This is a genomic window from Chryseobacterium potabilaquae (assembly GCF_902728265.1).
GTDB lineage: Bacteria > Bacteroidota > Bacteroidia > Flavobacteriales > Weeksellaceae > Chryseobacterium > Chryseobacterium potabilaquae.
Genome location: NZ_CACVBR010000041.1, coordinates 1 through 25,360, shown reverse-complemented (window position 1 = coordinate 25,360; position 25,360 = coordinate 1). Strand labels below are relative to the sequence as shown.

The following is a 25,360-nucleotide window of genomic DNA, read 5'->3' as shown; positions in this document are numbered from 1 at the left end:
AATTTCATGAATACGTGATATAAAATCTATAATTTGCTTTGATGTGAATTCTAGTCATATTTTAATCGAAAAGACTTTCTGTGATATTTGGTTGGACCGTGCTTTATAAGGGCTTCTTGGTGTTTTTTAGTGGCATATCCAAAGTTGGTATTCCATCCATATTCCGGATATTCATCATGGAGGTTAATCATTAATTTATCGCGGTAATTTTTGGCTAAAATTGAAGCTGCGGCTATTGCCAAAACTTTTGAATCTCCCTTTATAATACACTCATGTGGGATATAATTATAAGGGTGAAACTTATTTCCGTCAACTAAAATGAGTTCTGGTTTTATAGTCAATTTATCTAATGCATTGTGCATGGCATGTATGCTGGCATTTAGTATGTTATGCTGATCAATAAATTCCGCCGATAGCTCTGCAATAGCATAATTTTTTACATTGTCTTTGATGTAACTGTCCAGCTCCATGCGGGTTTTGAAACTTAATTTTTTTGAATCATTTATTAAACTTTGGTTAAAATTTTCATCCAATATTACGCTAGCTGCTACAACTGGTCCACATAAACATCCTCTTCCAACTTCGTCACAACCTGCTTCTGTGTAAAAATTGCTCCATTTTTTTATTAATTCCATAAAGTTTGATAAAATTTATCGTACAAAATTAACGAAAATTATGCGAAAGTCGAAATGATAATAATTTTTTTGTTTTTTGCATTGTGGCTTTTAAGAAAGTTTCACAAATTTGTGATAACAAAATTAAATTTGATATGAAGAAACTAACAACAGGTGTACTTATTTTAGTGCTATCCTCGTCTGTAGCGGTTGCGAACGCTCAACAGAAAAAGAGCGATACGGTAAGAACACAAGACATTGAAGGGGTGGTAGTGACAGCTTTAGGTATCAAGAGAGAGAAGAAATCTTTAGGATATGCTTCCGAGGAAGTAAAAGCAGAAGCTCTTACTGGCGGAACTACTAATACAGGAAACGTTGCATCCTTGCTTTCAGGGAAAGTTTCAGGGTTGCAAGTTAATACTAACAACAATTTTGGAGGATCAGCCAATTTATTAATAAGAGGTTATAAATCTCTAAGCGGTGGAAATCCTTTAATCGTAATAGATGGTTCTCCTGTTAATAACGGAACAGTATCCGGGTCTACTTTTGACTATGGGAACTTCTTATCCGATATTAACCAGGACGATATTGAAAGTATCAACGTTTTGAAAGGAGCAGCTGCTTCTGCTCTATATGGCGAACGTGGTAGTGACGGGGTTATTTTAATTGTAACGAAAAACGGACGCGGAAAACAAGATGGAAGTTGGGGGGTTACACTTACTTCGGGAATTACTGCTGGATTTATTGATAAATCAACTTTTCCTAAATATCAAACAAGATATGGGGCAGGTTATGGTCCTGTATACGGAAATGATACAAATGGAGATGGTAATCCAGATGAGTATTTTAATCATGATCCTCTTACGGGACAGTTTCAGGTTCCTTTTACTGAAGATGCCTCATATGGCGCAGAATTTAATCCTAATTTATTAGTTCGTCAATGGGATTCATATGATCCTACATCTCCTACTTATGGAATGGCAACGCCTTGGGTTGCTGCGAAAAATGGCCCTATAAAATTTTTTGAAACACCTGTTACGTATGTTAATACAATTTCATTAGAAAAAGGGAATAAGTCATCTAATATATCATTATCTTATTCGAATATGCTTTCGAATGGTTTATTGCCCAATTCGGACTTAAGAAAAAACAGTTTGTCTGCAAAGTTTAATTATGATTTTACAGATAAACTTCATGCTACTGTTTTTTCTACCTTGACAATTCAGGATACGAAAGGAAGAAATGAAACGGGATATTCGGATAATGTGGTAACAGGATTTAGACAATGGTGGCAAACGAACGTGGATGTTTTATCACTAAAGGATGCCTATATAAGAACTAATAATGGAAATAATACTTGGAATAGAACATCTGGAGAGGATGGTACACCTATTTATTGGAATAATCCATATTTCCAACGATATCAAAATTATCAATCTGATACAAGAACAAGAAGTTTCAGTTATGCACAGTTGAAATATGATATTACTAAAAACTTCGGAATTACTGGGAAATTATCATATGATCAATTACAAATGCAGATTGAAGAACGTTTAATGAATGGATCTTTACCACAAGCATTTGGAGCTTCAGGTAATAATGTAACTTCAGGGTATTCTCGTCAAGATATTCGTACAACAGAGACTAACTTTGACTTATTTTTAAATTATAAATTTGATATCACAAGTGATTTAAATGTAAGTGGTCTTGTTGGAGGGAATGTGAGAAGAAATTTAATAGATAATATGTACACTAGTACTGAGGGAGGGCTTGCAACCCCTGGATTATTTGCTATTTCAAATTCAGTAAATCCAATTATTCCACCGAATGAGAACTATTCTAAATGGCTAACTTCTGGGGTTTACGCTACAGCTTCTTTTGGATATAAAAATTTGGTGTTTGTAGATGGTACTGTGAGATCGGATCAAAGTTCGAATTTGCCAAAAGAAAATAATACATATGTTTATCCTTCCGTAACAGGAGCTGTGATTCTTTCAGAATTATGGAAACCAAGTTGGTTAAGCTTCTGGAAAGTAAGAGGAAACTATGCAGAGGTAGGGTCTTCTACTGAAAATTATAGATTACAAAATACTTATAGAGTGAGAGGAGGTTTTGGAAGTATAGGTCTTCTTAATCAATCTTATTTCCTTGCAAATCCAGATTTAAAACCTCAGAGATCTAGAGAAGTAGAATTTGGTATGGAAGCTCAATTCTTTAAAAATAGATTAGGTTTCGATATTGCAGTTTATAAAACACGTACTACTAACCAGATTATTAATCTTCCAGTATCGTCAGCGACAGGATATAGAACCTTCTTAGTGAATGCAGGACAAATTAATAACCAGGGTATTGAAATCCAGCTGAATGGAACTCCATTTAAAACCACTGATTTTAAATGGGATATTGATGTGAATTGGTCGAAAAATGAAAATAAAGTAATTAAGCTATATGGAAATTCTCAAAATTATTTATTAGCTTCGTACCAAGGTGGAGTATCGTTAAATGCAAGGGTAGGGGAAGCTTTTGGTGCCTTGGTAGGATCTGATTATGTTTATTTGAATGGACAACCTGTTATTAATCCTACCACCGGAAGATATTTAACAAATCCTAATCAAGTTATAGGTAATATTACCCCAGACTGGATTGGAGGAGTGAGAAATAGTTTTACCTATAAAGGGTTATCTGTAAGTTTCCTTATTGATGTAAAACATGGAGGAGATGTATTTTCAACGGATATGTATTATGGTCTTGCTACTGGTTTGTATGAAGAAACAGCGGTGGGAGATTACAGGGTTACAGGAGTAGTTCATCCAGGAGTAAATCCTAATGGGCAGGTAAATACAACACCAACAACTGCACCTTATAATTTTGGAAATGTGGATGGTTATAGAAGGATGCCAAATAAAAGATTTGTTTATGATGCTTCCTATGTCAAGTTAAGAGAAGCAAGTATTGGGTATAGTCTTCCTAAATCAATTTTAGCAAATACGTCAATTCAAGAAGCTAAAATTTCTATTGTAGGAAGAAACCTTTGGATCATACATAAAAATTTACCTTATGCTGATCCAGAAACAGGAACAGGAAATGGTCTTGCTTCAAAAGGAAACTCTATTGGAGTTTTGCCAACAACTCGTGACATAGGTATCAATGTAACATTAAAATTCTAGAAAATGAAAAAAATATTTTTAATACTTAGTATAATTTCTTTAACAGTAGTTACTCATTCTTGCGAAAGAGATATAACTTCATTAAATGAAGATCCTAAGCACCCTACTGTTGTACCATCCGGTCTATTAGTAGCCAGTGCACAGCAAGAGTTGATTTCGCAATTGTTAACCGCCAATGTAAATAACAATATATCGAGATTTTTTACTCAACAATGGGCTCAAACAACTTATATTGATGAATCTAATTACGATATGGTAACAAGACCGATTCCTAGAAATCATTATAATAGAATGATGGCCTCTAGCTCAGCTACTGTTCATTCTCCAGGTGTGCTATCGGCTCTTCGTGATGCAAAAACATTCCTTCAGAATGAGAACATTAGTGCGGTTCAGAAAAATAATAATATAGCTATTATAGAGCTAATTAGTGTATATACATGGGCTAATCTAGTAGATACTTATGGAGACGTACCTTATTTTGGAACACTAAAAGCGGTTCCAGATAATCCAGGAGCTTCTGAAATTCCATATGATGATGCAAAGACGATATATATGGACCTTATTAAAAGAATTGATGATGCAAATGCTATGATTAATACTTCGGAATTGGGATATAGTGCTGATCTCTATTATCAAGGAAATATGTCTAAATGGCAAAAAATGGCTAACTCTCTTAAATTTAAGTTAGCTGTTACTATATCAGACGTAGAACCAGCTTTGGCAAAAACATATGCTGAGGCAGCATATAATGCAGGATTATTTGTTGATAAAGCGGATAATTTTGGCTTGGCAGCATTTCCTTCCGGCTTATTTGCTAATCCGGTGTATCAGGAATTGATACAGTCCGGAAGAAATGATTTTATTCCTTCAGATATATTAGTAAATTATATGAATTCTACTTCAGATCCTAGACGAGGAAGATGGTTTACTAAAGTTAATAATCAATATGTAGGAGGTGTTTATGGAGCGCAGAATCCTTTCTTTTCATATTCTCATATGACTTCAACAAAAACTGACGACTTTGGAGAAGATAGTGGATATAGACTTATTACAGAAAATTCCCAAGGATATTTATTAGATTTTACAGAAATTACTTTTTTAAGAGCAGAGGCTGCTGCAAGAGGTTTTAGCGTTGGAGGAACTGCAGCTTCATTGTATGCTGATGCTATTAAAGCATCTATGACAGAATATGGTATTGCTGATACAGCAGCTAACGCCTTCATCACTGCTAATCCATTTAATGCATCTAACTGGAAACAATCAATAGGCTTCCAAGCATGGGTGGCTATGTTTAATAAAGGTTTCCAAGCATGGAATTTTGCAAGAAGGTTAGATCAACCTATGTTCGATAATCCAGCAGATTCATCTGTGGATGGAGTACCTGTAAGAATGAAATATTCTGATCAAGAATATTTATTGAATAAAGATAATGTTACGGCCGCAGCTCAAAAAATTGGAGGTGACCAAGTTACTACAAAAGTTTTTTGGGACGTTTTTTAATGAATGAAATAATATATTTATGAAATTTTTAACGAATCTTATAGTTGCAATGATATTGGTTTCATCATGTTCAAATGGTGATAGTAGAGAAGATACTACTTTTGAGATTCCTAATATCAATGGAATGTGGAAGCCTTCAAGATATGAGTATAAAGGAAAAATTTATTCTTTGCCTGATTGTGAAAAAAATGGACAACTTCTTGTAAATATTGATTTTTCTGGAGTTTATGAAGAATTTGGAAAATCATCAGTAGACAATAATTGTAATAAGTTTATCTCATTTGCAGGAAAATGGGGCTATGATGCAATGAATAGAATGCTTACCTTATCTTATAAAGAAAATGGAGTTACTAAAACTTTAACAAAAGAAGTAGAAGATTTTTCTGATGTAGAATTGAAAATCTTTGATAATTCTAAAGATTTGGATGGTATTCCAGGGAATGATGAGGCAAGTTTAATTTTTACAAAACAATAAAAAAGTATTTAACATTCATACTTACCGCCTTCGGGCGGTTTTTTTATTTCCGTATATTTGTATTTCGAAAATTGATATGGAATAATTGTAAGATTATTTTATACCATAAAATATAATTTTAAAGTCAGATTCATGGCTACAAAATAAGTGGTAAATAAATGAATATTAAATATATTATAGAAGAAAAACTTTCACAGGTTATTTTAAATGTATACCAATTAAAGGACATCCAATTGGAAATTCAGGAGAATAAAACGGAGTTTGAAGGAGATTATACTATTGTGACTTTTCCTTTGGTAAAGCAGTTGAAAAAAAATCCTGAAAGTATAGCTGTTGAATTGGGAGAAGCTTTAACTGAGCAAACAGAACTATTGGAAAGTTTTAATGTGATAAAAGGTTTCCTTAATATTAAAATTAAAAATCAATTTTTTATAGATAACTTTAAATCTATAATCAATGATTTTGATATTATAGAAAAGAAAAATGCTACAGTGATGGTAGAATATTCTTCTCCTAATACCAATAAGCCATTACATTTAGGGCATATCAGAAATAATTTATTAGGATTTTCTGTAGCTCAAATTCTTAAAGAAGCCGGATATGATGTTGTTAAAACTCAGATTATTAATGATAGAGGGATCCATATTTGCAAATCAATGTTGGCGTGGGAAAAGTTCGGAAAAGGAGAGACTCCTGAGGAAACCCAGGTTAAAGGAGATAAATTTGTTGGGAATTATTATGTGAAATTTGATCAGGAGTACAAACAAGAAATTGCTGAATTGGTTTCACAAGGGATGAGTGAGGAGGTAGCTAAAAAAGAAGCTCCCTTGATGAAGGAAGCACAAAAAATGTTACTTGATTGGGAAAATGGAGATGAAAAAGTAAGAAAGCTTTGGAATGAAATGAATTCTTGGGTATATAAAGGTTTTAATGAAACATATAATAGATTAGGAGTTGATTTTGACCAAGTTCAATATGAAAGCAATACTTATATTTTAGGCAAAGATCTTATACAAGAAGGCCTAGATAAAAATGTGCTATATCAAAAAGAAGATGGATCTGTATGGTGTGATCTTACCAATGAAGGTTTGGATCAAAAACTTTTATTACGTTCAGATGGTACCTCAGTATATATGACGCAAGATTTAGGAACGGCTGTGGAGCGTTTTAAGGAAAATAATATTCAGAAGTTAATATATACAGTAGGAAATGAACAAGATTACCATTTTCAAGTTTTGTTTAAAATCTTAAGCAAATTAGGATATTCATGGGCAGATCAGCTTTATCATTTATCTTACGGAATGGTTGAACTTCCTCATGGAAAAATGAAATCTAGAGAAGGAACTGTGGTTGATGCAGATGATTTGATGCAGGAAATGTACGAGACGGCAAAAGCTAAATCACAAGAATTAGGAAAGTTGGAACATCTTTCCGAAGAACAAAAGGAGGCTTCGTACGAAACAGTAGGTCTAGGAGCATTAAAGTATTTTATGCTAAAAGTTGATCCTAAGAAAAAAATGTTATTTAATCCTGAAGAAAGTATTGAGTTTAATGGTAACACAGGTCCGTTTATTCAATATACTTATGCTCGTATTCAATCTTTATTAGCCAAAGCGGATTTTACATATAAAGAAGTATCTGATATAACAGTTGATCATTTTGAAAAAGAATTAATTGTTTTATTAACCAATTATAAAGTGATTGTAGACAGAGCCGCAGAAGCATTAAGCCCTGCATTGATTGCTAACTATATTTATGATTTAGTAAAATCTTACAATTCATTCTATCAAAATCAAAGTACACCGATTGTAAAGCTAGAGGATGAAAACTTAAAACAATTCCGTTTGAATTTATCAGAATTAACTGCAAAAACAATAAAAAAATCTTTAGGTTTACTGGGAATAGGAACAGTAAACAGAATGTAAAAATAAAACCTCTTGAGCGATCAGGAGGTTTTTTTATGAGTGAAAATGGTAATATTTTAGTTTACTTGTTGTTTTTAATGCTATCCTCGTATAATTTTGCATCACTCCATTTCGCATGTTTTGAGGGAATAATTGTATATCCCTTTTTGTAGCTATATACTTTGGTAAACTCAGCTCCGAAGAAAATCAGCATACACGAATAGTTGATCCACATCATAATCAAAATGACTGTTCCCGCTGTCCCAAAAGTTGAGGTTGGTTTAAAATGACCAAAATAAAGGCTTAGCAAAAATTTACCTAAAGTGAAAAGAATAGTTGTGAGTAAGGCTCCTCTCCATACATATTTCCACCCGATCTGTACATCTGGTAGTACTTTAAACATTAAAGCAAAAAGAAGCATTACCAATCCAAAACCGATCACGAAATTAACGAGTTCTACCAACATATATGTCTCAAATCCAAAGTAATGGGTTATCCAATTATTAAATAAACTTATAAGGGAAGATAAGACCATGGTGATCATGAGTAGAAATCCTAGAATAAGAATCATTCCTAATGAATTAGCTCTATCCAAAAGAAACTTTACAAATGCTTTTTTGGGTGCTGCTTCTACATCCCAAAGAGTATTTAATGCATGTTGTAATTGAAAAAAAAGAGTAGTGGAACCAAATACTAAGGAACCTATTCCGATTATTTTCATGAAAATATTTTGCTTATCAATTAAGGCTCCTGCGATCATATCCTGGATGCTTTTAGCGACTTCATTTCCCATCAGTCCACTAATTTGGTTGCTTATTTCTCCACGTATGGCTTCTTCTCCTAAAAAGTGTCCTGAAATCCATATAATAATAATTAATAAACCCGGAATAGAGAAAATAGCGTAATAGGCTAAACTTGCAGAATCTCTCGACGCATAAGAGCTATTCCATTCAGAATATGTTTCCTTTAAAACTTCCCAGAAAAATTGTATGTTCTTGACCATATTAAAAAGGATATCCGATTGCTATATTTAGTATAAGATTATCTTTTCTCCAATTGGAGTCTCCAAAATTAATTTTGTTAAGTACCCATCTATCATTCTTCGGATAGTAAGGAACTCTTAATGGCATTGCTAAATCAAGTCTTAATATCAAAATAGAAAAATCCAGTCTAAGTCCAACCCCTGCTCCTACGGCAATTTCACTCAAAAATTCTTTAGAGAATTTGGCGCCGGGTCTTTGTTTATCTTCGTTGATAAGCCAGATATTTCCGGCATCAGCAAAGACAGCAACATTGAGGAATTTATAAAGATTAGCACGATATTCGGCATTTAGCTCTAATTTAACATCTCCGGATTGATCAAAGTAATATCCTTCTTCAATAGTTCTAGGGTCAAAACTACCAGGACCTAAAGTGCGGGCTCGGAAGGCTCTAATACTATTACTCCCTCCAGAAAAAAATTGTCGTGAAAAGGGGATGTGTTCTGAATTTCCATAAGGATAGGCAAGGCCTGCTATAAATCTCGTTGCTAAAGATGTTTTTTCATTAAATTTATGATAGAATCTAAAGTCGTTTTCAATTTTTGCGTATTGACTAAACGGAACTCCAAAAATTGTTTTTTCTTTTCCTTTTTTTGTATTGGCACCACTTAACAATCCTGTAAGATTTCCTGCTAAATCAAGAGTCCCTTTATAATAGATTGTATTGGGCTTTTGTAACATGGTATTGGTATAAGTGTAGGAGTAAGTTGGGCCGAAAATTAATTGTTTTTCAACTACTCGCTGCATAGCATCACTTTTTAGTGCGATAGAATCGTAGAGTGGGGTTACTTTAGCCGGGGCAACGTACGTAATGTCTAATATTTTTAAATCATGCTCTTTTCGTGCATTTTCTTTCCAAAGATATCCAAAAGATCCGCTGAATGTATTAAGGGTGTAATATTGCGTACGGTTTTGAAATTCATATCCTAACGTAATATTAGTTCTAGGAACAAAAGCACTTGACGAATGAAATTTAAAAGGGGCAACAATTCTTGGAATAGAAAGTTGAGTATTTACGCCGGCACGAAAAAGATTTTTAGCATTTTCCGGTCCTCCGACTTGTACATCAAATGCGCCATACACAGAAGTTTTGAGTTGTTCAGCACCACGGAAAAAGTTTCTATGGGTCCAGTTAAGGTTTACTTCACTTCCTGCATAGTTAGCAGAATTGGTTCTTCCCAAGGCCTCCAAGCGAAGGGATTGTATTTCTCTAGGAGTAAGTAGATAATAGGCATCAAATGTATGTTGTAACGAATCAGCAACAACGAATTCATTTTTTACAAACTTGAAAACACCTAAGCTAATTAAACGATTTAAGGTAAGATTATGGTCGGCACGATTGTATACTTCTCCCGTTTTAAAATATAAGGCTCTATCAAAGATTTTTGGTTTGAATTTGTGTTGTGGATCAATTATATATATATCATTATGAGCATATTTAGTAAGGGAATCCGTGTTCATGGGTATTTTGTATTTTCCCTTTCTTACATCACTCATATTGTAATTGGGAAATACTACTATTTTGTTGATGCTAAATTGTTGTGTTGCGAGAGTAGGAGTATTGTCTTTTAATTTTACATTAAGCTCCACAGTATGATTTTTACTGACAGTACTGTCTGCTTGAATGATGATATTATTGGGATGAAAATAGTAAAACCCTCTTTCTTTTAAGCCATTGTCAATTCTTTCTCTTTCAGCTTTAATAATATCAAGATCAAAAGGTCTTCCGGTTTTAAGTAACGTTTTATTACTTAATTTTTGAATTTCTTGATTAACAAGGGTTGAATCTTTTTGAAAAACAACACTGCTGATCAAATATCTTGCTCCTGGTTGTAAGCTATAAATAATTTGAGCTCTTTTATTTTTAGAAATAGTATCATAGGTTACTTTTGCATTGAAGTATCCTTTATTTTCAGAATAATTTTGAATGATATCTTGGTTGAATTTTTTGTCTACATCTGCTAGTAAAACGGGTTTCTCTCCCATTTTATATTTTAGCCAATAATTAAACCCTTTTTCTTTTTTGGGTTCCTTAGCAATATTGTAGAAAAATAATTTGGGTCTTAATCCTAAAAATGTTGAGTTGGGTTTTGGAGTAAGATTAGCTTCCAGATCAGACTGTAGAGCTTTCTTTTCTTTTTTAGAAATCGTCTCATTTTTAATATTGATTGTTGCACCCGTATACAACATTTGTCCCTCTTTCAAGTATTTTGTATTACTACATGAAAGAATGATCGACACCACTCCGGAAGTGAAAAAGTATCTAAAATAAGTTTGCCAATTATTTTTCATTATTTAAATTCTACCACTTGATTTTGTGAATTATTTCTTTGTCTTTTTTTCTTAGACTTTTGGAAAATATCCCGAAATTTGTCATAATCTAATGTTATAATGAATCCAATACCTGTTTCCACAATTTGTCCTTGCAGGGCCACTTGATATTCATTTTTACGATAAGCACGCAGGGTATATCTTCCATCTTTAGAAAGACTATAGTCTACTGTTACATCCCCTGCGATATTAGTCATGTTTTCATTTTGTCGGGCTTCTCCTTCTAAACCAAAATTACTTCCCACTGAAACCTTCAATCGATCATTCAATAGCTTTTTACTCACATCAACATTTAGATCTGTTCTTGTATTTTTTTCTCCTGTTGAATAATCTTCGGAAGATTCAAGATCAAAATTTAAATCAACACCTTTAATAAGTCCGGAAGCCAAATTGTTCAGCTGTTGTGAAAGAATTTTACTTACACTTTGTCTTGCCATTGCTTCTGCAGAAACGCCTGCACTCGATTCAAAAGGATTGTCTCCAATAAATCGATTCAAGAGCAATAATGCAAAAACCTGTTTATTCATTTCTGACTCCTGAGTTCTGAGCTGGGTAAGCTTTTGATCAACAATATCAGTTACTGTCGAAGAAACGGAATTGTTTTTTTCGTCTGTAGTAATATCAAATGTTATTTCCGGCTTTAGCAGTTCTCCTTTCATTTTTAGTAAGGTGTTGAAAGGTATTCTTTGCTTGAATTGATTCATGGTTGTGGCACTTTCACTACTCATCTGTTGTTCCACGAGATCGATTGGTGCTGCTTCCACTTTATATATAGCAGTGATATCCATAATAGCCATGGTAGGTTCTCCTGTCCAAGTGATAGTACTTCCTTTTTGAATATCAAATTTACGCTTCAGCATGCTTACAGAAAGTTCATAGCTCCCAGATTCAACTTCATATACCCCGACAAGAGTAGTTTTTCCTGAGGGATCAATTCCTCCGGTTAATTCTGCTTCTCCTTGTAGTTTTACGAAATCTCCGTTGGCTTTATCGATGATCAAAGATAATTTAGCATCTTTATGTACTTCTATATTTACACTCACATCCATACCTTTTATTTTACTTTGAGTATTTATAGAATCTGCTTTAAGGGTCTTATTCAAAACCACCTGATCTTGATCAATAAATTCAACAATTCCATCTCTTTCTTGTAAAGATGGAGAAGATTGAGGAAGCACGAATGTAAAATCAGTAGTATCTCCAATAGCAAGTCTTCCATCAACTTTAGGTAAATCTAAATTTCCTCTGATGTGTAAACCTGCATTAATGGCAAGCGTTCCATACATCATGGCGTCATCGGACTTTTCTGAATTAACCACTTTAAAATCTTTGGCGTTGACATCTAAATTAAAGGCAAAATCTCGGTATGTTTTTGTTAAGATTTGTCCATTTAATACAAGAGCATTTCCATCTTTATCATTAATTTTAAACTGATTAAATTCTATGCCTTGGTTGGTAAAATCAATTTCGTCATTAATTTTTCGGAAATCACTACCTGTTTTAGTAATTTCTAAACCTACCTCATTAAATTTTATTTTTCCTAAAATATTGGGATTTTCAGTGGTTCCTGTAATTTTTAAATTTCCTGAGAGATAACCTTCAGCATTGGTAATGGTATTCATTGAAAATCCTTGGGCGCTTTTCATTTGAAGTTGATTAATTGCCATATTTAAGTCAAATGTCCCTGAAGAAGTGTTATAATCTCCCAGAATTTTCACATCATTATTATTTCCAGAAAGGATGATGTTTGCATTAAGAAGATTAGTTGAGGTATTGTTGACTTTTATAGCAAGATTTCCGATCGGATTTTCATAGACTTCCAATTCCGAAATCTGTATATCTGAAGTAAAGGTCATGTTTTTTGTTATATCTCTCAGCTGTGCAGTGCCATTAATGGTCCCTCCGGCTAGAAGAGTATCTTTTTTGATAAGCTCTGTAATGGTTTCTATTTTGAAATCCTTTATAGATACATTCAGAGGACTATTTGGAGATTCAGTTTCAGATTGTAGGAAAATTTCACTTCCTTCATTGGAAAGTCTGAAGTTATTGGCCGAAATACCTTTATTGCTGATCTGGATTTTATTATTTTCGGAAACCATCCAGTCTGAATAGTTTAATTTTAAACCATTGGGATTAAGAGAAATTTCCGTAATATCATTAATAGATTTCGCATTTCCTGCGATGAGAAACTGAGTAACATCTTTTGAATCTTTTGTAGTGATATTATAATTAATAATATTATCAGCCACATCTCCATTGATATTTACTTTATTTAAAGAGAAACTTGAACTTTTTAAAGAGGCTACATTCAGATTGTATTGTATAGCTTTATTTTCATTAGTAATTTTCAAAGAAGTATTTTCTATGGAATTTTCACCATACAACAATTGTGGAATTTGACCATCAATTTCAATTTTCTGAGAATCGGCATCATAATTTCCAGTTAAAGTTATTGTTTCAAAACTCTTTAGCTCAGGCACAAATTTTCGAATTAAGTCATCATTTTTAATCTTTGCATTGAACGTAAAAAACTGTCCCGCATCAATTTTTTGTGTCCTGTCTGGTTTTTGAAATTGATAATACTGGTTAAACGTTTGCGTTAATGATCCGAATATTTGTGTAAGTTTATATTTTCCGATAAGTTCAATATCGGCAATCTGAGAATTGAAAACTATTTGAGTAGAGTCACTTGTTGATTTTGCTTTTAAATGTATTTCCTGAATAGGATATACCTCTTTTGTGTCGGAAAATGCAAAATTCTGAAGATTGAGAGATCCATTTAAATGATTAGGATCAAGGTTAACAAAATCACCCTCAATTTTTCCGGCTAAGATCATAGGATCTTTATAAAATCCAAGTTTATTGATATCAAGCTTGGTGATTTCTCCATTGAATTTTACGGTAGGATTTTTCTCATTATAGATTCCGGAAGCAATGAGCTTTACATTGGCATTAGGATCTTTTGAATCCAACAGAATATCATATACTCCATGATTTATTGTACCACTTACATTCATATTCTGGTAACGATACCCTTGATAAACTGCTGATGCTATATAACCTTTTAGATCAGCCTTTGCACTTTTGAAATCAAAACCTTCTCCTTTTGCTGAAATTTGACCTGATATAGGCCCGATATCTTTGTTTTGGATGATTTGACCTATCTGTAATCCTTGGAGATTGGCTTTTATATCATATAATTCATGATTTTTCCTTCTCATGTCTACTTGGGCGATAAGGGATGCGTTTCCAAGAGTAGAGTAGAGATTCAGATCTGTATCGATAACTTTTGTAGTACCTTTTGCATTTCCTTTAATACTGAAATGAGAAGGCAAAGAAATATTTGGTGGAATGGTATTCTTTGGTACTATATTGAAAATTGTTTTTCCTGTCGATGATAATTCATTAATCTTTAGATCGTAATACAATTGATCAGGATTCATTACATTTTTAATTCTTCCTACTGCTGCAACTCTTAGCTGATCTATACCTGAAGCCTTAAAATCTTCAATAAAAAGATCATTTACAGTCCCTAATATATGGGTGTTGATATTCAAAGAAGTATTCGGATATCTATTGAATGGAGGTGTATTTCGTAAAGCAGGTGCTAGATTTAAAATGTCAGAAAAACCAACTTTTGATTCTTTTATGTGGGCTGATATTTTTACCGCTCCCAAATTTGAATTTAGTTGTTCAATAGAATCATAATGCAAAATAATCTCATCTCTTAGTAATGTATTTGGCGTTTGAAGATAAAGATCTTTGAGATAAGCTTCTTTATCAGTATATGCAAAATCTGTATTGAATTTTTGAATATCTAACCCTCTTGCTTCTCGAACTTCTGCAGAATTGACGGTTCCCGAAAACGTATTATTCTTCATGGTAAAGTTTCGGACTTCCACATTCATTTTTGAAAAATTCAGATGGTTAAAATCCATTCCCTGTTTTGTAGGTGTGATGGCCGTATTATTATAGAAGGCTTTTACGTCATTCAATACAAGTTTACCTAATATAAGTTGAGGTGATTTTTTTGGATCTGAAATAGAAATAGAATCTGATGCTTCTTTATTTTTTTCTGATTGCGGGTTTTGTGTGGGAAGATAGAGGTTTGCATTAATATGAGCACCTGAAAGAACAATATTTGAAATGTCATAAGCATTATTTTCTAAATCGAGTTTATTCACTTTCGAGCTTAATTCTTTAAATAAAACTTGGGCAAACGTTCGGGTATTGTTATCAGTATAATCAATATTAAAATTAGTGAGTTTAATTCCTCTTAATCCAATTTTCATGGGTTTTTGAGCATTAAGAGAATCTACTTTTTTCTCAATATTTTTAGAAACTTCCTCTATGAGATCTTGTTTAAGCTTCAACTTTAATCCATCAAGATTAATGTCATTGACTGCATATGTGTTTTTTTGTAAATCGAAAGTTTTTACTCTTGTATCAAAGGAATTGAAATATAATTTAATGTCATTTTTAGACTGTTGATCATTGAATGTAACTCCAATATCTTTAAGGTGAATTTTATCCAAAGAAATGATAAATGGTTTTGATGGGCTTTCTTCTTTGTCATTTGTTGCAAAAGCATCAATAATATAATCAAAGTTGAATTTTCCATCAGGCTTTCGAACTACATTAGCACGGACGCCTTCCATATCGATAGAGGTTAAATCTGCTTTTGAATTAATTAATTTAAGCATATTTAATCCTACATCAAGTTTTTTTACGGATAGTAATGTATCAACCTTCTGGCCTTTTAAATACAAGTTTTCCAGGATGAGGCTATTGGGAAAGCCTATATATACCTTCTCAAGGCTAACTTTAGTATGTATTTTTTTTTCTAGATAAACAATAAGTTTGTCCTTGATATAATTTTGAACAACAGGAAGCTGTAAGCTAAATATGAGCAGTATTAATAAAACTAATAGTGAAATTAGAGGTATTGTTATACGCTTTAAGAGTTTTCGCTTATTAATTTTCAATTGTGATGGGGTTTGTGACAAATATAATAAAGTAAAATTATAATTTGTTTGTTTTTTATCCCCTTTGAGAATGCGAAAATCCTGCCTTGGCTGTCTTTTTATGGAATTTAGTTAAGTTTTGTCAAGTGAATCAGTTGATAAAAACAACCAAGGTTCAGATTTTTAGCTTTTTAAAAAAAGCCATCCCCTTTATTCATTTTTTGTGGTTGAAAAGGTTTTAAAAAATGAAAAATGTTAGTCTACTTATAAAGGGGCTTGGCATGGTTTAATTCATATATTTAATTTTTAGTCATTTCCATTTTCCCATTTGATATCCTGACCTTGTGGAGCGGCTCCTCCATGGACTGGTGTAATGGGAGCAACCTCTTGATTAATATGATATACGTAGGCGGCTATTTTTTCAGCATCACGCCCTGTAATTGTACCTTCTTTAATAAAGGGTCTCATAGCAGGATTATTAGGAGAACCATTTTCAAGCATCCAAAAGACATTTTTAAATAAACTTTTTTCTTTGATATTAATCCAGTGAGTATCGGTAAGATTAGGCCCAATACCTCCTTTTCCTTTTTCTCCATGACATGTTACACAATTAGTTTTGAAAAGTTCTTCACCTTCTGCTATATGGTCTGCATTATATTTAGCAGTTTCGAGATTAATCTGAGGTGCATTTTTTTCATATTCATTTATAGATGCCAACATTGTTTTAGTTTCGTGATCATATTCTTTATCAGGATGAGCGTAATCGGTAAAAGAAAAGGCCAATAAATAGATAACACAGAAAATACATCCGAACCAAAAAAGTCCGATCCACCATTTGGGCAATGAGTTGTCCAGTTCGGTAATTCCGTCAAATCCATGATCAATCAAAATATCTTTTTCTTCAGTTTCCGATTGTTTCTTAAAAGCCGAATTCCATAGTTTTTGCAGATAGGAAACATTTTTTTCTTTCAGATATTGCTTTTTTTCTTCTTCAGATAATCTGTTGAATCTTTCATTCTCAACCAAATCTCCTATGGAATTCATGATGAATAAGAGAATGATCGTGATCAGTAGTAAAGCCCAGAAGAAGGGAGAAGAGAAATAATCCGAGTCATGAGCGAACATTTCGAAGGCCATAATAGTTAATCCTATTGTTATAGCGATATGTACAGAAATGGGAGTTCTCGTTTTCATCTTAATACAATTTACTTAATTAGTCGATGCTAGCCGTTTGAGTCTGAGTCGTTTTGATATCTGTTCCTAATCTTTGAAGGTAGGCGATCATGGCAATGATTTCTCTTTGTTCGAGAGGAATAAAAGAAACTCCTTTTTCTCCTTTTTCTTTTTCCATTTGATCTTTTATATCGTTAGCTTCAGAATATATTTTTTTCACAATCCCTTGTGCTTGGTTATTAGCCCATTGATCTGCAGAATCTATTTCTGCTTTGGTGTAAGGAACGGCAAATGAGTTTTTCATTAGCTTCATTTTATTCACCATTTGAGATCGATCTAGTACATTGGTTATTAACCATGGAAAACGAGGCATAATGGAACCGGCAGAAGTGATCCTTGGATTATACATATGTTTGAAATGCCATGAATCCGGATTACGCCCACCTTCTCTTTGGAGATCAGGCCCTGTTCTTTTAGAACCCCATAAAAAAGGTCTGTCATATACAAATTCTCCCGCTTTTGAATATTGACCGTTTTTTCCCTCAAATCTTACCACTTCATCACGGAAAGGTCTTATCATTTGGGAATGGCAAGAATTACAACCTTCACGGATATAAAGATCTCTACCTTCTAATTCCAAAGGGGAATAGGGTTTTACAGCAGAGATAGTAGGGACGCTTTGCTTAAGAGCTAGAGTCGGAATTATTTCGACCATACCTCCTATAGCTACTGTAATAAATGCCAGAATGGAAAGTAATTTTGGAGTTCTTTCTAACCATAGATGTATTGCTTCGCCTTCTTTTCTTACGTTTCCTATATGGGCTAATGCTGGGGCTTCTGCTGAGACTTCTTTTTGAAATACTCCGGCTTTTATCGTTTTAATAACATTTACTACCATTAAAATTGCTCCACATAAGTATAGAATACCTCCAAAGAATCTCATTTTGAAATAAGGAATAATAGCAGTCACTGTGTCTAACCAGTTTTTCCAAACTAAAGTTCCATCCGGATTAAACTGTTTCCACATTAATCCCTGAGTAAACCCTGAAATATACATAGGAATAGCATAGAAGATAATACCTAAGGTTCCTAGCCAAAAATGCCAGTTCGCTAATTTTACAGAGTAAAGTTTTGTTCTCCATAATATAGGTACAAGATAATAGATAACCCCAAATGCCATAAATCCATTCCATCCTAGAGCCCCTAAATGTACGTGGCCAATTACCCAGTCTGTATAATGTCCTATTTTATTTAAAGATTTTGTGGCTAATAGAGGACCTTCAAAGGTGGCCATACCGTAACAAGTTACAGCCACGACAAAGAATTTAAGGATTGGATTTTCTCTTACTTTATCCCAAGCACCTCTTAATGTTAAAAGTCCATTAAGCATTCCTCCCCATGATGGAGCAATAAGCATGATGGAGAATCCAGTTCCTACTGCTTGAGCCCATGCCGGAAGAGCTGTATATTGAAGGTGGTGAGGGCCAGCCCACAGATATACAAAAATCAATGACCAAAAGTGAATAATAGATAATTTATAAGAGAATACAGGTCTATCCGCAGCTTTAGGTAGGAAATAGTACATTAAACCTAAAACAGGGGTCGTTAATACAAATGCTACCGCATTATGACCATACCACCATTGTACGAGAGCATCTTTAGCTCCGGCATATATGGAATAAGATTTCCAGCCTGTAAAAGATAATGGAACTTCTAAATTATTGAAGATATGAAGCATGGCTACAGCGATCCAAGTTCCAATATAGAACCAAATAGCTACATACAGATGTCTTACTCTTCTTTTAGCAATGGTTCCGAACATATTGATTCCAAAAACTACCCATGAAATGGTAATTAATATGTCGATAGGCCATTCATGTTCAGCATATTCTTTGGAAGTATTGATTCCTAATAAAAATGTAATGACCACACTGATAATCATAATTTGCCAAGTCCAAAAATGGATCCAGGAAAGAGTATCACTGTATATTCTTGTTTTTAATAACCTCTGCAAACTATAATAAGCTCCACAGAAGAAAGAATTGCATACAAAGGCAAAAATAACAGCACTTGTATGTAGCATTCTGATTCTTCCAAAACCTAATGCTCCTTGCGTATTAATTAAACCTTGGATATTACCACTTCTTAAACTTTGAATAGTAGTATCATCCGTTCCAAATAAAAATTCCGGAAGTTCAGGATAGAAAAGCATTAAAGCTGCCGTAAGGCCTAAAATAAAACCTACGATCCCAAATGCAATAGTAGCGTATAAAAATGCTCTGACAATAGAATTGTCATATCTAAATTGTTGAGTCTTCATAGTTCCAATTATATTGTTATCGGAGTGGTGTTGTACGTTCAAAAGAAATCCTTGTTACCTGATTTGATTTTATTAATATTGGATAAAAATCATATTATGATTGTAATGTTTTGCCAAAGGTATTCGCTAACTTTGCCAAATCCTAATAGATTTACTTCTAACTTATACCAAAAACTACTAAACTTATTGCAATGAAAATATGTGGTCAAAATATACGTCAAATCCGGAGGAGTAAAGATTTTAGTCAGGAATACATGGCTTTTGAAATGGGAATTTCCCAAAAAGCATATTCTGATATTGAAAATGCCAAAGTGAAGATTAATTTAGAGATTTTAACAAAAATATCTGCTATTTTAGAAATTAAACCTTCAGATATTTGCAGTATTTCAGATAAATGTGGAACGAATGATTATAAAAATAAATACCTCGATCTTGTATCTTATTTAAAGAGAAACAATATTTCTATACCCGACGAGTATTTATAATATTTAGGCAATAATAGAGTAAATAATGGACAAAATATATAAACAAGCTTTAATTTGTTTTATATATATTTAATAATTCAATATGAATCAGGAAAATAAAAAAACACAAAACGAAAACGAATCCCTATCTAGGGGACTTACTAACAGACATATTCAGTTAATTGCACTGGGAGGTGCCATTGGAACTGGATTATTTCTTGGAATTGGCCCAGCTGCTGTTTTAGCTGGTCCTTCGGTTATTTTAGGATATGCTTTAGCAGGAATTATAGCATTTTTTATTATGCGTCAACTTGGAGAAATGGTCGTTCATGAACCGGTTTCAGGAAGCTTTAGCTATTTTGCTTATAAATATTGGGGACGTTTTCCTGGGTTTGCTTCTGGTTGGAATTATTGGATTCTTTATATTCTTGTTAGTATGGCCGAACTTACAGCAATTGGACATTATGTTCATTTTTGGTGGCCGGAAATTCCTCTCTGGGTTTCCAGTTTATTCTTTTTTATATTAATTACTGCCCTTAATTTAGCTTCTGTAAAAGTCTATGGAGAAACTGAATTTTGGTTTTCGATTATAAAAGTGGTGGCCATTATTTCGATGATCGTTTTCGGAGTTTATTTACTCATAAGTGGAACCGGAGGAGATAAAGCCAGTATTGAAAACTTATGGAATGATGGAGGATTTTTTCCAAAAGGTTTATTTAATAAAACAGAAAATGGATTTTCTGGTCTTTTTGCTGCGATGGCCATGATTATGTTTTCTTTTGGAGGGTTAGAATTAATTGGTATTACTGCAGCAGAAGCTAAAAATCCTGAATCTACAATACCAAAAGCCACCAATCAGGTAATTTACAGAATTTTAATATTTTATGTTGGAGCATTAATTATTTTATTTTCACTGAGTCCTTGGAAAGAAATTACAGAAGGTACAAGCCCATTTGTAGTGGTATTTCAAAATCTAAATGGATTTGAATTTAATATATTTGGGAAGACGGTTTTGTTTAATTCATTAATTGCCAATGTTTTGAATTTAATTGTCTTAACAGCTGCCCTATCTGTTTATAATAGCAGTGTTTACAGTAATAGTAGAATGCTTTTTGGACTAGCACAACAAGGTTACGCTCCTAAATTTCTTATGAAGTTGAACAAAAGTCATGTTCCTATTCAGGCGATTGTTGTTTCATCGTGTTTTGCTGGGATTTGTATTATTATTAATAAAATTGTTCCAGAGAAAGCTTTTGAATATTTAATGGCTTTGGTGGTATCTTGTCTTGTTATCAATTGGGTTATGATATCTTATACTCATCTTAAATTTAAAAAAGATATTGTAAAATCTAATATTAAATCAAAATTTCCTTCTTTGTTGTATCCCATATCAAACTATATATGTATTGCATTTTTATGCCTTATTTCAGTACTGATGTGTTTTACAGGAATGGGAATTCAGGTCATCCTAATTCCAATATGGTTAGCATTTTTGTTTACCATGTATAAATTATATAACCCAAATAAAAGTAATGAATAATTTATGTTTAATTTAGTATTTTATGAATTAAATATCATATAGTAGAAGATTAATAGTCGAAATATTAAGTTTTATTAGTCATATATTTATTTTTATTCATTATATTGTGATGTAGGTTTTACCTCATTATTTTCTTTTGAAATTGGATTCGGATGATGTGGCATTATAATAAACATTTTAATAAAACATATGAAAACAAAACTTATTGAAACTAATTCTGACTTCTTTCCCTCGCATCTTTTATACATCTTTTATTTATCCATACTCTTGGGAATATTATCTTGTGCTAAACCAAATAAAGGTAACAATGCTGATACAATTTATATCAACGGAGATATCCTTACTATGGCTGGAGATAAGGCGGACTATGTTGAGGCGGTGGCTTTAAAAGATGGAAAGATATTATTTACAGGAAATCGTGGAGAGGCCATGAATCTTAAAGGAGATTCTACCCAAGTAATTGATTTAAAAGGGCAAACATTGATGCCTGGCTTTATTGATGCACATGGACATGTGTCACTATATGCTCAATTGTCTTCAGCTGTTAATCTTTTGCCTGAGCCTTATGGTACGGTAATGTCGATTGCGGATCTGCAAAAAGCGATAAAGGACTTTATTATACAAAATAAAATACCGCCAGGAATGCCAGTGATGGGAAATGGATATGATGATGCTATTATGCAGGAACATCGCCATCCTACAGCTCAGGAGTTAGATGTAATTTCAACGGTAAATCCTATATATATTCTTCATACCTCCGGACATATGGGAGTTGCCAATTCTTTATTGTTAAAGAATATGGGGATTACTTATGATACACCAGATCCAGAAGGGGGAGTTATTGGTAGAGATCCTAAAACTCATCAACTCACCGGAAAAATGATTGAAAATGCGAATGTGAACTCCATGCTTTATGTAGTGAAGCAGTTACCTCAACCTTCAGGGGATGATGTTTTTAAAAGCCTTTTAGCTGCTGAAAAAGAATGGTTTGCTAATGGTCAAACTACCATTTGTGATGGGCGTCCAGATCCAGGAAGTATTAAATTGGTATTTGGTGCTAATAATAAAAATTTATTAAAGGGTGATTATATCATTCTGCCAGACTATGATACTAATAAAGATAGTCTTACATCTTATAAAAAATACTATAAAACATATCATAACAGAGTAAAAATCGGAGCCATAAAAATGACTTTTGATGGATCTCCTCAAGGAAAATCAGCTTGGCTTACTCAACCTTATCTTGTTCCACCAGATGGTGAATCCGCTGATTTTAAAGGACAGCCAATTTATACTCATGAGGCTGCCTACAATGGGCTTAAAGATATATTCTCACATGGAATGCAGGCTCATGTGCATTGTAATGGAGATGCAGCGATAGATGAAGGGTTAAACTTAATGGAACGTCTTAAAAAAGAAGGTCTTTTGACATCTGACATGCGTTGTGTGCTAGTTCATAGCCAAGTTTGTCGTAAGGATCAAGTGTCTCGTTTTAAAGAAATTGGTATTATGCCGAGTTGGTTTCCTACCCATTGCTATCTTTGGGGAGATTGGCATATGAACAGTGTATTAGGAAAAGATAGAGCTTCACATATTAGCCCACTTAAAGAAGGTTTAGACCAAGGTGTTCGATTTACAATCCATCATGATTCACCCGTAACACCTCCTGATTTACTTACAGCTATATATGCGGCTGTTAATCGTAAAACCAGGTCGGGATTTATTCTTGGTCCTGAGCAAAGGGTTAGTCCTTATGAAGCTCTTAAAGCTATTACAATGAATGCTGCTTGGCAATGGGGCGAAGAAAATGAAAAAGGAAGTATAGAGAAGGGTAAAAAGGCAGATCTTGTAATTTTGGATAAAAATCCAGTTAAAGTAGATCCATTAACTATTAAGGATATTAAAGTAATGGAAACTTTCAAGGAAGGCAAATCAGTATTTAAAAGATAATAGATTAATTTGCTTGAAAATAAACACTCCTATGTATGGTGGAAGTAACCCACAATCATAGGAGTATTTTATTTTATATGTTTTATATTGTTAGTTGGGTTTTATACTATTTGTAGGTATTCATATATTCCATTAGAAATTGAAGCGATAAGACTAAAAATAGCTATTAAAAATAATAGATTATATATTTTTTTATGAGTTCTTAAAGAAAAAATTACTGCTGTGAGGAATAGAAAAAAGTAAGGGAAAAGTAACCTTGCATTCAAGTTATTGATGTGGGTATTAAAATAAGTCGCAATGGTGAAGGCAAGAAAAACTAAACTGTTAATAACACAAAATGCTACATCTAATTTAAGAGAGGTTTTATTAAATAGGTTTTTACTTACAATCCATACATATAAAAACAAAACAATTAGATCGATACATGCAAGTATAATGTAGTTGATAGTATATCCTAAGAATACTCTTGCTATAATTATAGGGTTAAGAATATATATAATATTAAAAAATGAATAGGTAATATTCATTTTTTCCTTTATGGGAGGGAATCTGTATCCTGTGAATGTACCCGTGTAAAAATGATTCATCATGAGGTATCCTCCTATTATTATACCTGCGACTAAAACAGATAAAAAGTAGGGTTTGAATTTTTCTTTTCGGTAAAAGAAAAGGTAGCATGAAAAAACAAAACTCCCTAACAGAATAAAAAGAGCTGAATATTTTGTCATACACATTAACGTTAAGATAGCCATATTACCATATGTATAAACCTTATCAGAAATTTTATTATTAAAATAATTATAGTTTATATAAGTCAGTAATAGTAATAATGGAAGCAATATAATCTCGGACATGGAAAAAAAATAAAGCCCTAATAGGGTCGGTAGTGATAATAATGTCCAAAATTCTTTCCAAAAGAAATTTTTATAATAGGTAAATGTGTAACAAAAAATAATAACTATAATTGCAATAACTTTAGTAGATACGTAATAATCATTAATAAAATAATTAGTGATTTTAATAAACAGTGGATATAGAATAGGGAAAAGGCTTTCTTTTATATAAGGTAGGTTTTTTGCCATTTTGATATAATGAAAGCTATCTGTGGTGGTGCCTGTTCCAATTCCTTCATAACTAAATGATGATAAACGCCATAACCAAGTATTGAAAATGACGAGTATGGGGATTAAAATCCATACAAGATCTTTATTTCTCACAGTGTTTATTGTTTTCTTTTTTCAACCTCTTTTTTCAGCTCTTGATTAAAGGTGTTGTAAACTGTTAAAAGCTCTTTTTGAATATATGAGCCTAGGTACAAAGCCCCGATTCCTTTTATTTCATCACTCTGTATTATTTTACAATGAGAATCATCAATTTTTTCTAGTTTATAACTGTGATTATCTTTAAAAAGATGTAAATAAAAAGGATCACTCCATCCAAAGCTTTTTCCTTCTACAAAGCCTACCATTTTATGTTGTGGCTTTACTTCTTTGCCTTGTAAGAGAAATGTAACGGTAGTCATGCCGTCAGGCCTGAAATCTCCTTCAATGTTTTGTAATGAAGAGCTCCATTTTGGCATATTTTTAAAATCAGTAAGTACTTTCCAAGTATCTTCAATGGGTGCATTGATAACCAATTCGGTTTTTACATCATATTTTTTATTGGCGAATAGTCCTATCAATAGTAATAGGATGATTAGGCATAGTATGGTGCCTAAAATAAATTTTAAGTTCATCATTCTGTATATTTTATAACAAATTTATATTAATTTTCGATATCTGCAACTTTTGTTGGCTCAGGCGCAAAAGTTGGGGGGAACTTTTAATACTATTATCTTTGCTTTATGATAAATGATCAGGAACTTCTTAAATTATTACTTCCAGAATTTTTGGTAGAACACTTTGATATACTAAAAGCC

General features: G+C 32.9%; 15 protein-coding genes. 7 read left to right on the top strand and 8 right to left on the bottom strand.

Features of this window, described 5'->3' with window-relative positions:
* Positions 1-50 precede the first annotated feature (50 nt).
* On the bottom strand, positions 51-635 hold the full coding sequence (locus CHRY9293_RS15720; protein ID WP_162033854.1) for a ribonuclease HII: 585 nt from the start codon (positions 633-635) through the stop codon (positions 51-53).
* A gap of 134 nt (positions 636-769) precedes the next feature.
* Between CHRY9293_RS15720 and CHRY9293_RS15715 the strand changes: the two genes are divergently transcribed.
* The 4 genes from CHRY9293_RS15715 to argS all read left to right on the top strand — a co-directional run bounded on the left by CHRY9293_RS15715 (position 770) and on the right by argS (position 7,681).
* Positions 770-3,781, top strand: a complete 3,012-nt coding sequence (locus CHRY9293_RS15715) for a SusC/RagA family TonB-linked outer membrane protein (RefSeq protein WP_162033853.1) — start codon at positions 770-772, stop codon at positions 3,779-3,781.
* Positions 3,782-3,784: 3 nt separating this feature from the next.
* Positions 3,785-5,281, top strand: a complete 1,497-nt coding sequence (locus tag CHRY9293_RS15710; RefSeq protein WP_162033852.1) for a SusD/RagB family nutrient-binding outer membrane lipoprotein — start codon at positions 3,785-3,787, stop codon at positions 5,279-5,281.
* Positions 5,282-5,300: 19 nt separating this feature from the next.
* Entirely contained in the window at positions 5,301-5,756 is a 456-nt protein-coding gene (locus tag CHRY9293_RS15705) for a lipocalin family protein (protein ID WP_162033851.1), read from the top strand.
* Positions 5,757-5,914: 158 nt separating this feature from the next.
* On the top strand, positions 5,915-7,681 hold the full coding sequence (gene argS / locus CHRY9293_RS15700) for an arginine--tRNA ligase (RefSeq protein WP_162033850.1): 1,767 nt from the start codon (positions 5,915-5,917) through the stop codon (positions 7,679-7,681).
* A 61-nt stretch (positions 7,682-7,742) separates the two neighbouring features.
* On the opposite strand, the gene CHRY9293_RS15695 is transcribed toward argS, so the two are convergent.
* From CHRY9293_RS15695 to ccoN, 5 genes are all read right to left on the bottom strand, one after another.
* Positions 7,743-8,663 (bottom strand): YihY/virulence factor BrkB family protein, encoded by a 921-nt coding sequence (locus CHRY9293_RS15695; RefSeq protein ID WP_162033849.1) that lies wholly within the window; start codon positions 8,661-8,663, stop codon positions 7,743-7,745.
* A 1-nt stretch (position 8,664) separates the two neighbouring features.
* Positions 8,665-10,992: a translocation and assembly module lipoprotein TamL gene (tamL, locus tag CHRY9293_RS15690; protein WP_162033848.1), complete on the bottom strand. Its 2,328-nt coding sequence runs from the start codon at positions 10,990-10,992 to the stop codon at positions 8,665-8,667.
* Positions 10,992-16,016 carry a translocation/assembly module TamB domain-containing protein gene (locus CHRY9293_RS15685; RefSeq protein WP_162033847.1) on the bottom strand — a complete coding sequence of 1,675 codons (5,025 nt, stop codon included), beginning with the start codon at positions 16,014-16,016 and terminating at the stop codon, positions 10,992-10,994. The genes tamL and CHRY9293_RS15685 overlap by 1 nt, the downstream gene beginning before the upstream one ends.
* 285 nt (positions 16,017-16,301) lie before the next feature.
* On the bottom strand, positions 16,302-17,189 hold the full coding sequence (locus CHRY9293_RS15680; RefSeq protein ID WP_162033846.1) for a cbb3-type cytochrome c oxidase N-terminal domain-containing protein: 888 nt from the start codon (positions 17,187-17,189) through the stop codon (positions 16,302-16,304).
* Between the two features lie 19 nt (positions 17,190-17,208).
* Entirely contained in the window at positions 17,209-19,488 is a 2,280-nt protein-coding gene (gene ccoN, locus CHRY9293_RS15675; protein ID WP_162033845.1) for a cytochrome-c oxidase, cbb3-type subunit I, read from the bottom strand.
* Between the two features lie 191 nt (positions 19,489-19,679).
* Here ccoN and CHRY9293_RS15670 point away from each other — a divergent pair, with 191 nt between their 5' ends.
* From CHRY9293_RS15670 to CHRY9293_RS15660, 3 genes are all read left to right on the top strand, one after another.
* The gene (locus tag CHRY9293_RS15670; RefSeq protein ID WP_162033844.1) at positions 19,680-19,973 is read left to right on the top strand and encodes a helix-turn-helix domain-containing protein; all 294 of its coding nucleotides are present in this window, start codon (positions 19,680-19,682) and stop codon (positions 19,971-19,973) included.
* Positions 19,974-20,055: 82 nt separating this feature from the next.
* Entirely contained in the window at positions 20,056-21,492 is a 1,437-nt protein-coding gene (locus CHRY9293_RS15665) for an amino acid permease (RefSeq protein ID WP_162033843.1), read from the top strand.
* A 189-nt stretch (positions 21,493-21,681) separates the two neighbouring features.
* Positions 21,682-23,442 (top strand): amidohydrolase, encoded by a 1,761-nt coding sequence (locus tag CHRY9293_RS15660; RefSeq protein WP_228455568.1) that lies wholly within the window; start codon positions 21,682-21,684, stop codon positions 23,440-23,442.
* A 101-nt stretch (positions 23,443-23,543) separates the two neighbouring features.
* Here CHRY9293_RS15660 and CHRY9293_RS15655 read toward each other — a convergent pair whose 3' ends face one another.
* Both CHRY9293_RS15655 and CHRY9293_RS15650 read right to left on the bottom strand, forming a co-directional pair.
* Positions 23,544-24,659 carry a hypothetical protein gene (locus CHRY9293_RS15655; RefSeq protein ID WP_162033842.1) on the bottom strand — a complete coding sequence of 372 codons (1,116 nt, stop codon included), beginning with the start codon at positions 24,657-24,659 and terminating at the stop codon, positions 23,544-23,546.
* Between the two features lie 5 nt (positions 24,660-24,664).
* Positions 24,665-25,180 (bottom strand): SRPBCC family protein, encoded by a 516-nt coding sequence (locus CHRY9293_RS15650; protein ID WP_162033841.1) that lies wholly within the window; start codon positions 25,178-25,180, stop codon positions 24,665-24,667.
* Between the last annotated feature and the right edge of the window lie 180 nt (positions 25,181-25,360).